12 protein-coding genes are annotated in these 14,226 nt (G+C 64.0%); 8 read left to right on the top strand and 4 right to left on the bottom strand.

The genetic code is table 11. The features are described 5' to 3' along the window. Window positions 1-305: 305 nt before the first annotated feature. The gene (sohB, locus tag J9892_RS17565) at window positions 306-1,190 is read right to left on the bottom strand and encodes a protease SohB (protein WP_210538631.1); all 885 of its coding nucleotides are present in this window, start codon (window positions 1,188-1,190) and stop codon (window positions 306-308) included. A 224-nt stretch (window positions 1,191-1,414) separates the two neighbouring features. Between sohB and J9892_RS17560 the strand changes: the two genes are divergently transcribed. Both J9892_RS17560 and J9892_RS17555 read left to right on the top strand, forming a co-directional pair. Further along, window positions 1,415-2,170: a YciK family oxidoreductase gene (locus tag J9892_RS17560; RefSeq protein WP_039040520.1), complete on the top strand. Its 756-nt coding sequence runs from the start codon at window positions 1,415-1,417 to the stop codon at window positions 2,168-2,170. 89 nt (window positions 2,171-2,259) lie between these two features. After that, a complete protein-coding gene (locus tag J9892_RS17555; RefSeq protein WP_049637266.1) occupies window positions 2,260-3,144 on the top strand; it encodes a LysR family transcriptional regulator in 885 nt (294 codons plus the stop codon). A 72-nt stretch (window positions 3,145-3,216) separates the two neighbouring features. Here the strand turns inward: J9892_RS17555 and J9892_RS17550 are convergent, their stop codons facing one another. Further along, window positions 3,217-4,389 carry an MFS transporter gene (locus J9892_RS17550; protein ID WP_210538630.1) on the bottom strand — a complete coding sequence of 391 codons (1,173 nt, stop codon included), beginning with the start codon at window positions 4,387-4,389 and terminating at the stop codon, window positions 3,217-3,219. A 164-nt stretch (window positions 4,390-4,553) separates the two neighbouring features. On the opposite strand from J9892_RS17550, the gene J9892_RS17545 reads away from it, so the two are divergent. Together J9892_RS17545 and J9892_RS17540 are read left to right on the top strand one after the other, a co-directional pair. After that, the gene (locus J9892_RS17545; protein WP_210538629.1) at window positions 4,554-5,693 is read left to right on the top strand and encodes a PatB family C-S lyase; all 1,140 of its coding nucleotides are present in this window, start codon (window positions 4,554-4,556) and stop codon (window positions 5,691-5,693) included. A gap of 148 nt (window positions 5,694-5,841) precedes the next feature. After that, window positions 5,842-7,197 carry a TAXI family TRAP transporter solute-binding subunit gene (locus J9892_RS17540; protein WP_210538628.1) on the top strand — a complete coding sequence of 452 codons (1,356 nt, stop codon included), beginning with the start codon at window positions 5,842-5,844 and terminating at the stop codon, window positions 7,195-7,197. Between the two features lie 63 nt (window positions 7,198-7,260). On the opposite strand, the gene J9892_RS17535 is transcribed toward J9892_RS17540, so the two are convergent. Then, window positions 7,261-8,163, bottom strand: coding sequence for a LysR family transcriptional regulator (locus tag J9892_RS17535; protein WP_210538627.1), 903 nt, complete (start codon window positions 8,161-8,163; stop codon window positions 7,261-7,263). A gap of 190 nt (window positions 8,164-8,353) precedes the next feature. On the opposite strand from J9892_RS17535, the gene J9892_RS17530 reads away from it, so the two are divergent. From J9892_RS17530 to ygjK, 4 genes are all read left to right on the top strand, one after another. Next, on the top strand, window positions 8,354-9,610 hold the full coding sequence (locus tag J9892_RS17530) for an adenylosuccinate synthetase (protein WP_010673886.1): 1,257 nt from the start codon (window positions 8,354-8,356) through the stop codon (window positions 9,608-9,610). Between the two features lie 178 nt (window positions 9,611-9,788). Then, window positions 9,789-10,322, top strand: coding sequence for a YbhB/YbcL family Raf kinase inhibitor-like protein (locus tag J9892_RS17525; protein ID WP_041212601.1), 534 nt, complete (start codon window positions 9,789-9,791; stop codon window positions 10,320-10,322). 11 nt (window positions 10,323-10,333) lie between these two features. Then, complete coding sequence (locus J9892_RS17520; protein ID WP_048207195.1) at window positions 10,334-11,146, top strand: AraC family transcriptional regulator; 813 nt, start codon at window positions 10,334-10,336, stop codon at window positions 11,144-11,146. 183 nt (window positions 11,147-11,329) lie between these two features. Beyond that, the gene (gene ygjK / locus J9892_RS17515) at window positions 11,330-13,810 is read left to right on the top strand and encodes an alpha-glucosidase (RefSeq protein WP_210538626.1); all 2,481 of its coding nucleotides are present in this window, start codon (window positions 11,330-11,332) and stop codon (window positions 13,808-13,810) included. 277 nt (window positions 13,811-14,087) lie between these two features. On the opposite strand, the gene J9892_RS17510 is transcribed toward ygjK, so the two are convergent. Next, the coding region (locus J9892_RS17510; protein WP_210537942.1) for a transposase at window positions 14,088-14,226 on the bottom strand (139 nt) is incomplete at its 5' end.

Here is a 14,226-nt window from a genome sequence, read left to right as displayed (position 1 = left end):
CTGGGAATAACGCCTTAAATGGCGAAGAAACGGTCTAAATAGGCTGATTCAAGGCATTTACGGGAGAAAAGATCGGCTCAAACTGAAAAAATGAAATGACTGAGTCAGCCGAGAAGAATTTCCCCGCTTATTCGCACCTTCCTTAGTCCTTTGCACTGAGCTATAAAACCTGTTCACGAGCTGTAGCGAGAGATCGTCAGCAAGGTGAAGAGCAGCGCAGGAACCGGAGTGTGTAGATACACATGAGGATTCCGAGCAGCACATGAGCCTTGATCACGACCTCGCAGTAAGCTCGAAACAGGTTCTCAGCGCCAGGGGCTCTGCTGCCACAGCCGGCCAAGGCCGGCCTCCAGCCCCAGTGCCGCCTGCTTGGCCTGGCTCGCCAGCCAATGCTCGCCGGTGGTCACCTTGTCGATGTTGAGACCGGGTCTGTGCTCGGCCACGAAGGCCTTGAACTGTTCGTGGATGGCCCCCAGCTCCTCGCGAAACTTCTCCCGCCCCTGATCGTCGTTCTCGCCGAACATGGTGATGGTGCGCTTGTACTGGCCTGCGGTGTGCATCTCGAATTCGATGTCGTGCTTCTTGAGCAGCTTGTTGAAGTTCGGCATCTGGGCAATGACACCGATGGAGCCGACGATGGCGAACGGCGCCGCCAGGATCTTGTCCGCGACGCAGGCCATCATGTAGCCACCGCTCGCCGCCACCTTGTCGATGGCCACGGTCAGCGTGATGTCCTTGTCCCGCAGCCGCTGCAACTGGGAGGCGGCCAGGCCGTAACCATGCACCACGCCGCCGCCGGATTCGAGACGCAGCAGCACTTCGTCCCCGGGCCGTGCCACGCCTATCACGGCACTCACCTCTTCCCGCAGGGAGGCCACTTCCTTGGCATCCATGCTGCCGTTGAAGTCGATGACGAACAGCCGGCTGCGCTCATCCTCTCCCTTGGCTTTGGCCTTGTGCTCGGCCTTGCGGGTCTTCTCCATCTGCTTGCGCTCGGCCTTGCCCGCCAGGGCTGCCTGCAGTTGATGGCGCCCCTGCTCCAGCTCGCCGGAGAGATCGGTCACCACCAGTTCCCCCTTGCGGGATTTGGGCTGGCGGCTGCTCGCCACCATCAGAATGACGGCGCCGATGGCCAGCAAGAAGGTGAGGGTCTTGGCCAGAAACAGGCCGTATTCGGTCAAAAATGCCACTTGATGCTCCGCTCAATGTCCGTTTTTTTCACATAGTAAGGAGTTTGCCCCCCTCGCGCAAAAACTCTGCCATCTCCCGTGCCAAGGACGGAGGGATCGACGCTATCGCCCTGTTTTATTCACATTTTTGCCGTCTCATACTGGTCAACTGCCGGGCCGGGTCAGTACACTTGCCCACTCGATTCGTTGCGCCAAGCCGCCAGGCATTGTTAACAGGAGTCCACATGCTCGACTATCAGGCCCCCCGTGATCTGCTCAAGGACAAGGTCATTCTGGTGACGGGTGCCGGTGACGGCATCGGCCGCGAAGCGGCCCTCACCTATGCGGCCCACGGTGCCACCGTGATCCTGCTCGGGCGTACCAGTGCCAAGCTGGAGGCGGTCTACGACCAGATTGAAGCGGCCGGTCACCCCCTGCCCGCCATCGTACCAGTGGACTTGAAAGGGGCTACTGCCGCCCACTACCGCGGTATGGCGGAGACCTTCGCCCAGCAGTTCGGCCGCCTCGATGGCGTGCTGTTCAACGCCGGGCTGCTCGGCACCCTGTCGCCGTTCGAACACATTCAGGAACAGGAGTGGGACGAGGTGATGCAGGTCAACGTCAAATCCGAATTCCTGCTGACCCAGGCGCTGCTGCCCCTCATTCGCCAGACCGCCAAGGAGCACGGCGAGGCCTCCATCGTCTACACCTCCTCCAGCGTGGGCCGCAAAGGGCGCGCCTACTGGGGCACCTATGCCATTTCCAAGTTCGCCGTCGAAGGCATGATGGAGGTGCTGGCGGACGAGCTGGAGAACACCAGGGTGCGGGTCAACACCCTGAACCCGGGCGGCACCCGCACCAGGATGCGGGCCAGCGCCTTCCCGGCGGAAGATCCGCAAACCCTCAAGACCCCGGCCGATCTGATGCCCCTCTATCTCTACCTGATGGGGCGTGACAGTCAGGGCCAGAGCGGCAAGACCTTCGTGGCCCAGCCCAAATAAATCAACAAATCAACCGGATGGGATTACAGTGAAGAGGGGGTGCCAAGGCGCGCCCTGTTGAATCCCATCGGCCCCAGACAGGTTGCACTATGTTTCGTCCCAAGAGCACGTTTGAGCAATGGCGGATCTTTCAGGCGGTGGTGGACTGCGGCGGTTATGCCCAGGCTGCCGAGGCGCTGAACAAGAGCCAATCCTCCCTCAATCATGCGGTTGCCAAGCTGCAACAGAGTCTGGGGGTGGCCCTGCTGGAGGTGCGGGGACGCAAGGCGGTGCTGACGCCGGCGGGGGAGATCTTCCTCAAGCGGGCGCGCCAGCTCAGCCAGCAGGTGGAAGAGCTGGAGAACCTGGCCAACAACCTGGAGCGGCAGTGGGAGCCGCAGATCAACCTCTATGTGTCCGTGGTGCAGCCGCGGGAGCGCCTCTACCGGGCGCTGGCCCACTTCTACCCCCGCAGCCGCGGTTGCCGCATCAACCTGCACGAGCGGATCCACTGCCACTTCAATGCGCTGCAGGCGGGAGATCTGATGCTCTCCGAGCACCTGCCCCAGGATCGCACCGGCCTGCCGCTGGACGAAGTCTGTCTGCTTCCTCTGTGCGCAGCGGGCCACCCCCTTGCGGAGCAGGGAGAGCCCATCACCGCCGAGGTGCTGGCCAGCCACAACCAGATAAGCCTGCATCCCCCCATCCACCGCTCGGTGGACTGGAACGATGCGGACGACACCGGCTGGAAGGCGACCCACTATCATGAGGTGCTCAACATGGTGCGCCTTGGCATGGGTTACGCCTGGGTGCCCCGCCACCTGGTGCAGGAGGAGCTCGCCGAGGGCTCGCTGGTGCAGCTCGATCTCACCGGCGGCAGCGAGCGCTATCTCTACACCTACCTGCTCACCCCCTCGGTGGAGGCGCTGGGGCCGGCGGCCGAGCTGCTGCTGCGCTGCCTGCGCATCGAATACCAGGGAGACAACCCCAGGTAAGGCCGCTTCTTCCCCGCACGACCGGGGCACTGGTGCCGGCACATCCGGGCATCGGCCTCCCCTTTGCATCCCCTATACGTTGGGGACCCGCCAGCAGGCGGCCAGCGCCATCAGCGCCAGGGCCGCCGCCACCATGAAGACCCCGTGGAAGCTCCAGAGCTCCGCCACCGTCCCCGCGATGGCCCCCGCCATGATGGAGCCGGTGCGGATGCTGTTGGAAAAGAGCGTGGTCGCCACCCCGGCGCGCCCCGGCATCAAGTCATGGAAATAGGACATGCCGATGCCGGCCACGATGCCGATGAAGATGGCATTGAGCAGTTGCAGCGCAATGAGGGCATGCTGGCTCGACAGGGTCACGAGACCGCCATAGAAACCGACCCCGGCCAGCACCGCCAGCAGCATCATGGGCCGCTTGCCAAAGCGCCGGGTGTAGTAGCCCGCCAGCAGCATGAAGGGGATCTCCAGGGCCGCCGCCGTGCCCATCAGCAAACCGGCCAGCTTCTCCTCCAGCCCCAGCTCGCGGGTGATGTAGAGGGGCATGTTGATGAGGTACATGCTGTTGCAGGTCCACATCAGGGTGGAGGCGATGAAGAGCGCCCGCACCGACGGATCCCGCCAGCTGCTCACCCGCTCCACCTCGCTGTCCATCACCGGCAGCGGCAGGGAGGGAAGCCAGCGCCACACCACGAAGGCGCAGATGACATAGGCCAGCGCCGAGGCCAGATACATCACCTCAAAGCCGTAGCCGATGGCGAGCGCGAAGGCGATGGGCGGCCCGATCACCCAGGCCAGGGAGAACTGGGCCCGCAGCACTGAGCTGAACATGTCGGCCTGTTTGTTGCGGCTGTCGGCGTATTCCCGCGCCAGGGCGAACAGCTGCGGGCTGGCGGTGGCGGTCAGGCTCGCCAGCAGCACCCCCAGGCTCACCAGCAACCAGTACTGCCGGTTCCAGGCAAACAGCAGGGAGAGCACGATGCCGGCGAAGCAGCAGCGCAGGATCAGCTGCTTGCGATCCCCCTTGTTGTCGGAGCGGTGGCCGAGCCACTGGCTGATGAGGATGCCGATCACCGCGTTCACCGTGTAGAAGAGCCCCACCAGGAAGGGACGCACCTGCACCTCCTCGGCCAGAAACAGGCTCAAGGTCGGCACCTGCAGCGCCACCGCCACCCCGGTCATAAAGGTCACGGCGAGAAACGAAAGAGAGACGGGATCCGGCCTCTTGCGGGCAGCAGACAGCAAACTCATAGAGATACCATTGATATGGAAGAAAAAAAGGAGCCAGATGCGGGCGGGCTTGGCGTATGGCGGCGGCTATTTTATGTCATTATCAACAGCCACCTCAAGGGTTGCGGGGGGGCGTCCAAGTCCGTACATTGGAAGCCCATCCAGCGCCAGTACAAGGATTTAACATGTTTGATTTTGACCGGGAAATAGATCGCAGCGGTACCATGAGCCTGAAATGGGACAAATACAAGGGTCAGGATGTCCTGCCCATGTGGGTCGCAGACACCGACTTCGTCTCTCCCCCCGCCGTACTGGAGGCCCTCACCAAACGGGTCGCCCACGGCATCTTCGGCTATTCGCGCTCCTCTCCCCGGCTCATCGAACTGATCGTATCGCGTCTGGCCAGCCGCTATGGCTGGACCATCCAGCCCGAATGGCTCGTCTTCCTGCCCGGGGTGGTGCCGGGCCTCAACCTCGCCTGCAAGGCCTGGAGCCAGCACGGGCGCGGCATCATCACCCCCAAGCCGGTCTACTACCCCTTCCTGCAGGCGCCGGGCTTCAATGACCGCCCCCTGCTCACCGTCCCCGTGGTGGAGGAAGAAGGTCGCTGGGTGCTGGATCTCGAAGAGCTTGAGCGTCAGGCCCCCTCGGCGGATCTGCTGCTGCTGTGCAACCCCCACAACCCGGGCGGCACCGTCTTCACCCGGGAAGAGCTGCTGGCCATCGACGCCATCGCCGAGCGCCACAACCTGGTGATCTGCTCCGACGAAATCCACTGCGACCTGCTGCTGGACAAGGATGCCCGCCACATCCCCTATGGTGCCCTGAGCCCGGAGGCGGCCGAGCGCTCCGCCGTCATGATGGCGCCGAGCAAGACCTTCAACATCGCAGGGCTGTGCTGCTCCTTCGCCGTGATCCCCAATGCCCGCCTGCGGCTCAAGCTGCAACAGGCGATGCGCGGCATCAGCGCCGACGTCAATCTGCTGGGGTTCGTGGCGGCCGAGGCGGCCTATGAGGGGGGCGAGCAGTGGCTGAATGAACAGCTCGACTACCTGACCGGCAATCTGGCCCTGATCGAGCAGGCCGTGGCCCGCTGGCCCGGCGTCAAGCTGGCCCGCAACCAGGCCACCTACCTCGCCTGGATCGACATGAGCGCCCTGGGGCTGGACGATCCCGTCGCCTTCTTCGAACAGGCGGGCGTGGGTCTCTCCCCCGGTGCCCAGTTCGGCAACGGCCAGTTCGTGCGGCTCAACTTTGGTTGCACCCGGGCCCGTCTCACCGAGGCCCTGGCCCGCATGGAGAAAGCCATTCTCCAGACCCGCTAGCGAACCGTCCCGGGCGGCGGCCCCAGGCCGCCCGGTGCGCGCAAAAGCGGTAAAATCCGTTCAGCTTCCCGTCTGATACGGATAAGATGAGGCTCATCACCGGATGAGCCCGCCTCCTCCTTATGTTCAGCCACGGTTTCGGTCCACTATGCGCCCATTCGCCTTCTCTGCCCTGTTGCGTCTGCCACGTACCGCCCTGCCCTGGCTTGCGGCCGTGCTGGCGCCCTCCCTCTTCGCCTCCCCCGCCTATGTCACCATCGGTACGGGAGCCCTCAACGGCGTCTACTACCCCACAGGGGGGGCCATCTGCCGCCTGCTCAACGAGGAGAGTGCCCGCCACGGCCTGCACTGCACGGTGCAGAGTACCTCGGGCTCCATCGCCAATCTGGCGGCGCTCGCCAAGGGAGAGGTACAGCTCGCCCTGATGCAGTCGGATGTGCTCTACCATGCGGTGCACGGCAGCGGCCCCTTCGCGGGCCAGGCCCCGGGCGATCAGCTGCGCAGCCTCTTGCGGCTCCACAAGGAGTCCCTGACCCTGATTGCCAGCGCCACCAGCAACATCACCACCCTGGCCGACATCAAGGGCAAGCGGGTCGATGTCGGCGCCCCCAACTCCGGGGACAGGGTCACCAGCCGGGCCCTGCTCGATGCCATGGGGTGGCGGATCGCCGACTTCAGCCGCCCGCCCGTGATCTCCGCGGGCAACCGGCTGGAGGGGCTCTGTGACGGCACCCTGGATGCCGCCTTCGTGGTCGCCGGTCACCCCAATCAGGCCATCGGCGATCTCACCGGCCGCTGTCAGGCCCGCCTCATTCCCATCGAGGGGGAACAGGTGGACAAGCTGCTCAAGCAGCACCCCTACTATGATCGCAGCCGCATTGGCGCCAACCTCTATCCGGGGCAGACAAGCGGCGTCAATACCTTCGCCGTCACCGCCGAACTGGTGGCGCTGGCCAGTCTGCCCGAGAGCGAGGTGCGCACCCTGCGGGACGTGCTGAACGAGCGGCTCAAGCAGTTCACCCGGCTGCATCCGGCACTGACCACCCTCACCTGGGAAGGCATGCAGGCGGGTAGCATCGCCCTGCTCCATCCCGGCATGCTGGATGCCGTGCCCACCCTCCCGGCGGACACCCTCACAGCATCCGGGGCAGGGGCGACATCGGGTGCCTTGCCGACCTTGTCCCCGGCGAGCAGCGCGGCCACACCGACCGATGGGACAGGCCCCCTGGAAGGCACCGCGCCACTGGAGGGGTCCGACACCTTGCCGGAGCAGCCGGCCGCCGCGACCCTCTCAACCAGTTCGGGGGCGGCCTCCACCAACCAGGCCCCGGCACTGACCGAGCCGCCCACACCGGGCAGCGCAACCCTGGAACCAGGCCATCCCCTGACCCCGCCTGAGGCGCCCGCCTCGTCGGCAACGCCGCTGGAGGCGCCATCACCGGAGGCCATGCCGGCCAGCCCGCCCAGCCACGCGGTGGGGACCACAGCCCCCGCCGGGCAATGAACACCAACCAAGAGGCCACCCCAGGGGTGGCCTCTTGGTTATCGGGAACGGGCGCCTGGCCTGTCACGGCGCCAGCAGCAGCGCCGGAGTCTGGATCTCCTCCTCCACCCAGTGCAGCAGTTGCTTGATGGCCCGCGACAGCACCTGGTTCTGGCGCACCACGTACCCCAGGCTGGTACCGGGAAAATCGGTGAGCCGGGTCACCGGGGCGGTCAGCTTGAGCCTGGGGTGAAGGGAGAAATCCGGCACGATGGCGACGCCAAAGCCCGCCTCGGCCCAGTCGAGCTGGGCATCCACGCTCCCCACTTCCATGATGCGGCAGCTCGGCAGGCCGAGCAGGGGCAGGGAGGGATCGATCAATGCCCGGGTCCGGGTGTCGTGCCCCAGCAGGATCAGGGTGGGCTCGTCCAGAGGATCACTCTCTCCCGAGCTGGCCCGCGCCTGCCAGCGGGCCAGGCCGTGCCCCAGGGCACACCAGGTCACCTGCTGCAACTCGGTGTAGAAGAGCGGCTCGCTACGCTTTTGTGCCATCACGAAGCCCAGATCCGCCTTGCCCGCCCGCACCAGATCCGCCGCCTGATCCGAGGTGGTGTTGAACAGGGTGAGGTCGATGCCGGGGAAGGCCTGCTTGAAGCGCTGAAACGGCTGGATGAGCAGCAGGCGCGAGATGATGTCGCTGGCGGCGATGGCGAGCGTCCCCTGGCTCAACTGGCTCAGGGCATTGAGATCGGACTGGCAGAGCTGCAACTCGTTGATGGCGCGCTCGGCGCTTTGCAGCAGCCGCTCCCCCGCCTGGGTCAGGCGAAACGGGCTGCGCTCCACCAGCTTGACCCGGGTCGCCTGCTCCAGGTTCTTGAGGTGCAGGCTCACATTGGGTTGCGTCATGTGCAGTTCGGTGGCCGTCTGGCCGAAGTGCTGCAACCGGGCCAGGGTGACGAAGGTGTGCAGCCAGTGAATGTCCAGCATGGGGTTCCTCTTCTCCCGGGTCGATGGCAGGGCCAGCGCCGCCAGGGCACGGTCACCACGAAAGGGAGCGCGGTGTCGATAATGGCACCGGAATTATATGGCTTCCTTATCGGAATTATAAAGATAATTAATTTTTCTAATCCTCACGGGGCTCCTAGGATGGACGCCTAACGTCTTAGGAGAAAGAGTCATGTCGTCTATCGTAGTCGTAGGTGCTAACTGGGGTGATGAAGGCAAAGGCCGCATCGTCGATTATCTGGCAGGCCAGGCTGGCGCCAGTATTCGTTTCCAGGGCGGCAACAACGCCGGCCACACCGTGGTCAACGATCTGGGCACCTTCAAGCTGCACCAGGTGCCGAGCGGCGTCTTCAACCCGGATTGCCTGGTCGTGCTGGGCCCCGGCATGGTGATCAGCCCCGAGAAGCTCACCGTCGAGCTGGAAGAGGTCAAGGCCTCCGGCGTCATTCCCAAGCTCGCCATCTCTGACCGTGCCACCCTCTGCCTGCCGCTGCACGCGCTGGAAGACACCCTGGAAGAGCAACGCCTGGGTGACGGCGCCTACGGCTCCACCCGTCAGGGCATCGCCCCGGCTTACGGTGATCGGGTCATGAAAAAGGCGATCCTGGTGGGCTGGCTGAAACAACCGGACGTGCTGGTCGAGCGCATCCAGTTCATGCTGGACTGGAAACTGCCGCAGATGAAGGCTCTCTATCCGGACTTCGAATTCACCCAGACCGCCCAGGAGATGGCCGACTGGCTGCTGGAAGTGTCCGCTCCCTGGCTGGACGCCGTCTGCAACGTCAGCATGCCCCTCAAGGCGCTGCAAGCCGAAGGCAAGACCCTGCTGTTCGAAGCCCAGCTGGGTGCCGGCCGTGATCTCATCTACGGCGAATACCCCTGGGTCACCTCCTCCCACGTTTCCGGCGCCTACGCCGGCATCGGTGGCGGTCTGCCGGGCCTGCGCCCGGAGCGCGTCATCGCCGTGGCCAAGGCATTCAGCTCCTCCGTCGGTACCGGCACCCTGCTGACCGCCATGGAGAACCAGGACGAGTTCCGCAAGATCACCAACGAGTTCGGCGCCACCACCGGCCGTCCCCGTGACGTGGGTTACTTCGATGCCGTCGCCACCAAGAACGGCGTCGAGCTGCAGGCTGCCACCGAAGTGGCCCTGACCAAGCTGGACTGCCTGACCGGTCTGCCGGATCTGAAGATCTGCGTGGCCTACGAAGGTGCCCACACCGAGAACCCGATCTGGCCGCAGACCGCCGCCCTCACCCCCGTCTACGAGAAGATGGAGAGCTGGAGCGAAGACATCAGCGGCTGCCGCACCTTCGCCGAGCTGCCCAAGGCTGCCCAGGACTATGTGCTGCGCATCGAAGCCCTGCTGGGCGTGCCAGTGCCCATGGTCTCCGTCGGCCCGGGCCGTGACGAGATGATCCTGCGCTAAGGCCCCTCGCCTCTCCCAAAAACCGGCATCCCAGGATGCCGGTTTTTTTTATGCCCCTCAAAGGCCCCGAACAGCTCACAAAAGCCGCCTCCATGGCATAATTTGAGCCATACGGGCACTCTGTTTTGAGCCAGCCCCCTTAGAGTGAATGCCATATTCACACAAAGGAGTGCCCATCATGAGATCCCCCATTATCCCGCTGCTGCCCCTGTTCTGCCTCGCGGCTCTGCCCGCCGGCGCCATGACCCTCAAGAGTACCGACATCCGCGAGGGTGAACCCATGGACAAGGTCTTCAGCTTCAACGGCTTTGGTTGCAGCGGCGAGAACCGCTCCCCACAGTTGAGCTGGCAGAGCCTGCCCGCCGGCACCCAGAGCGTCGCCATCACCGCCTATGACCCGGACGCCCCCACCGGCAGCGGCTGGTGGCACTGGCTGGTGGTGAACCTGCCGGCCAGCCAGAGCGAGCTGCCGAGCAATGCCTCCGGCAAGCTCAAACAGGGGCTGGAGCTTGGCACCGACTACGGTACCCAGGGTTATGGCGGCCCCTGCCCACCCGCCGGTCACGGCATGCACCGCTACCAGTTCACCGTCTGGGCCCTGCCCAAGGCGCTCGAGGTGAAGGCCAACACCCCGCCCGCCATGGTAGGCTACATGCTCAACAGCCTGGCCCTTGGCAAGGCCACCCTGACCGCCACCTTCACCACCCCCTAGGAGCCCGCCCGATGAGCACGCCCCTGCTGCAACTGAATCACTACTTCGGGATCCGCCAGCAGCCCCTGCGCCGGGTGCTCATCTACGCACCGACCCTCATCTGGGTGCAGCAGGGCCGCAAGCAGCTGTGGTGGCGGGAGCAGCGCCTCTCCTTTGACAAGGAGAGCTGGCTGCTGATCCCGGCGGGTCACCGGCTCACCTTCGTCAACCAGCCGGAGCAGGGCACGTTTCGCTCCCAGGCGCTCACCCTGCTGGCCCCGCCACCGGCCGAGTGGCTGGCAGAGAGCACCCTCGATCTCCTCAAGCCACCGGCCATCAGGGTGACGTCGGCCCTCGCCTTTTGCTTCGATCTCGTCACCACCATGGCGCAGCGGCAGCTCTGCGAGACGGCCCAGACCCAGCTGCTGCAAGGGTTTTATGGCGAGCTCAGGGAAGCGGGGGGCCTTGGCCTGCTCTTTCCTGCCACCACCATGACCCTGGGGGAGCGGCTGGCCCGTTACCTCAGTGTGGAGCCTGGTCTCGATCACCGGCTGGAGACGGTAGCGACCCACTTCGCCATGAGCCGCGCCTCCCTGGTCCGCAAACTGGCCGCCGAGGGGCGCAGCTTTCGCCAGGTACTGACCCAGGTACGCCTGGGGCACGCCCTCACCCTGCTGCAACAGGGGCTCACGCCGCTTCAGACCGCCCTCGCCTGTGGCTACGACTCCCCCGGCCGCTTTGCCGCACGCTTCAAGGAGGAGTTCGGCCTGACCCCCCACCAATACCTGCGTACCTGCCCCTCCTCTCTCTCGCTGACTGCCACCACAAAAGTAAATAATTACTAAAACACAAGGCTATGTAACCTCGTGTAACCGGGTGACCCGGCTCACACTCGCCCCTCCTGCACTGTGACACAGCGCCAATAATCCCGCCAAAATCGCCCTATAATGGCTCTCGCAAACGCTTTCACTAAAATAACCACTAAAAAACACCTTCCTTAACCTACAAAACTGTCATTGGAGCGAGAGATGTTTCGTAAAAATTTACTTTCCATCACCCTGAGCGTCGCCCTGTTCGGCCTCACTGCCTGCAACGGCAATGACTCCAGCAGCCCGGCCGCCCCCAGCGCCACCCTGGCGAACCAGTATCAGAACGTGATCGACCGCAGCGGCACCCCGCTCCAGTTCCGTGACTTTGACAGCTACGCCAACCTCAAATACAACCCGCTGCTCGATCTCGGCGCCTGGCACGGCTTCCTGCTGCCCGCCAGCGACAGCGAGTGGGGCGGCTTCACCGGCCCCATGGTGATCGCCGAGGAGTACAGCCTGTTCTTCGCAAGGGAATTGGACAAGCTGACCCTGAGCGACGAGAGCGGCCGCGCCTTCCCCCTCACCAGCGCCAGCAAGCAGGCGCTGTACGCCATCCCGGGGGCGCTGGTGCAGCGCTTCGAATTCGACCCCTTCACCCTGGAGCTGGAACTGCGCTACGGCGATGCCCGCACTGCGCTGGTTCGCACCCGCCTCATCAACCACACTGACGCCCCCCTCACCCTCAAGCTCAACTGGCAGGGGGAGCTGCTCAACCAGTGGGATGCCAACAAGACGGTCGCCGAGCAGTACCCCGCCTGGACCCGCACCATCAGCCAGACCGAGCGCGGCGTGGCATTCCAGTTCGGCAAACTGCGCAGCACCTGGAACATCATGCAAAGCGGCAGCGCCAGCTACCGCATCGATCGCACCCTGCCGAGTAGCACCACCCTCGACGAGCAGGGGCTCGGCTACGTGAGCGAGGCCAGCCTCACCCTGGCCGCCAAGGGCCAGCAGGATATCTACACCCTGCAGAGCTATGTCCACAGCAGTGCTGACGCGAGCCGCTTCGAGCAGAGCCGCCAGGCGCTGCTGGCCGACCCCGCCAGCCATTTCGACGACTCCATCCGCCGCTGGGAGGATTACCTGGCGCGCGGCCTCTCCAATCAGGGGATCCCGGAATCGGAGCGGCGCATCGCGGTCAAGGCGATGGAGACCCTCAACGGCAACTGGCGCTCACCGGCCGGCGCCATCCTGCACGACGGGGTGACCCCCTCCAACACCGCCCGCTGGTTCGACGGGGTCTGGGCCTGGGACAGCTGGAAGCACGCTTACGCAATGGCCCACTTCAACCCCGAGGTAGCCAAGAACAACGTGCGCGCCATGTATGACTACCAGATCCAGGCCGATGACCCGGTTCGGCCGCAGGATGCCGGCATGGTGATCGACGCCGTCTTCTACAACAAGCTCGCCGATCGCGGTGGTGACGGCGGCAACTGGAACGAGCGCGACACCAAGCCGCCCCTCTCCGCCTGGGCCATCTGGGAGATCTACAGCGCCACCCAGGACAAGGCCTTCATCGCCGAGATGTACCCGAAGATCCAGGCCTATCACGACTGGTGGTATCGGGCGCGGGACAACAACCGCAACGGCATCATCGAATATGGCGCCACCCGCCACGTCGAGCACAACGACGAGTTTGGCAACATCACCTTCAAGGTGCAGTACCCGACGGGGGCTCCGGCCGGGCTGGATCTGTCGAGCTGTACCAATGAAGGAGATGGCTGGTATGGCTGCGCCGGCATGGCGCTCTATCAGCAGGTATTGAGCGTTGGCGGCTACGCCGACATGGATATCGGCGCCCAGCACGGCGCAGGCTGGGAGTCCGGCATGGACAACGCCGCCCGCTTCGGCTTTATCGAACCGGAGCAGCTCAAGCGCTATGCCGACAAGACCTATGGCGGCGACATGGCCAAGGCGCGCCAGGACTGGAACGTCTTCTTCTTCGAAAACCATCAGGACGACGGCAACCTCATCGGCTTCTCCATCGATCAGGAGTCGGTGGAGCTCAACGCCTTCCTCGCCAAAGAGAAGCGCATCCTGGCCGACATGGCCGAGCTGCTCGGCAAGCCGGACGAGGCGAGCCGCTACCGCGAAGGGGCGACCCAGCTGGCCGATTACATCAACAGCTGCCTGTTCGATGAGGCCTCCGGCTTCTATTACGACCGCCAGATAGCCCAGGGGGAGCTGCCCGACGCCAACGGCTGCGTCGGCAAGCTGTTGACCGCCCGCGGCCGTGGCCCGGAAGGGTGGAGCCCGCTCTGGGCCGAGGTGGCGGACAAGGAGAAGGCGGCGCGGGTGCGCGAGGTGATGCTCAATGCCCAGGAGTTCAACACCAAGGTGCCGCTCGGCACGGCGGCACTGACCAACCCGGCCTACGACCCCGACATCTACTGGCGCGGCCGGGTCTGGCTGGATCAGTTCTACTTCGGGGTGAAGGGGCTGGAGAACTACGGCTATCGCAGCGATGCCCAACAGCTCGTCAACAAGCTGTTTGCCAACGCTGAGGGGCTGGCGGGCAGCGGCCCCATCCGCGAGAACTACAACCCGGAGACCGGCGCCATGCAGGGTGCCAGCAACTTCAGCTGGAGCTCGGCCCACCTCTACATGCTCTATCGCAACTTCCTGAAAACCGAGGGTTGATCCCTCTTTGCAGCAATGAGCCAACAAAAAGGCCTCCGCAAGGGAGCAATGCTGTTCAGATAAGCACTTTTTTGACTGATTATTCATAAATTGGATTTGAGTTGAGGGGGCAAGGCTGTGTCCAGTCGATCTTCCTCCAGCCTTTATCCAGCGGGGCTTGCAATAGAAAGAGGGAGGCATCATGCCTCCCTCGATTTTTTGTCCTGATACTACGTAGACTGGAACTCAAATTCTCTTAAGTGAACAGCATTGCCGCAAGGGAGGCCTTTCTTATGGTTCATCGCGGCTTTCCGGGGAAGGCCGCCTTGATTTTCAGAAAAAAGTATTCTGAGTCCCTAAATCCATATGCCATACGCTTTATCACTTTGATCTTGTTGTTCACCCCTTCCAGCACACTCGTGTGCATCGGGTAGTTT

Source organism: Aeromonas sp. Prich7-2, from assembly GCF_017939255.1.
Lineage (GTDB): Bacteria > Pseudomonadota > Gammaproteobacteria > Enterobacterales > Aeromonadaceae > Aeromonas > Aeromonas caviae.
Note: the sequence above shows the minus strand (reverse complement) of the source record. Positions and strands in the feature narration are given on the sequence as shown.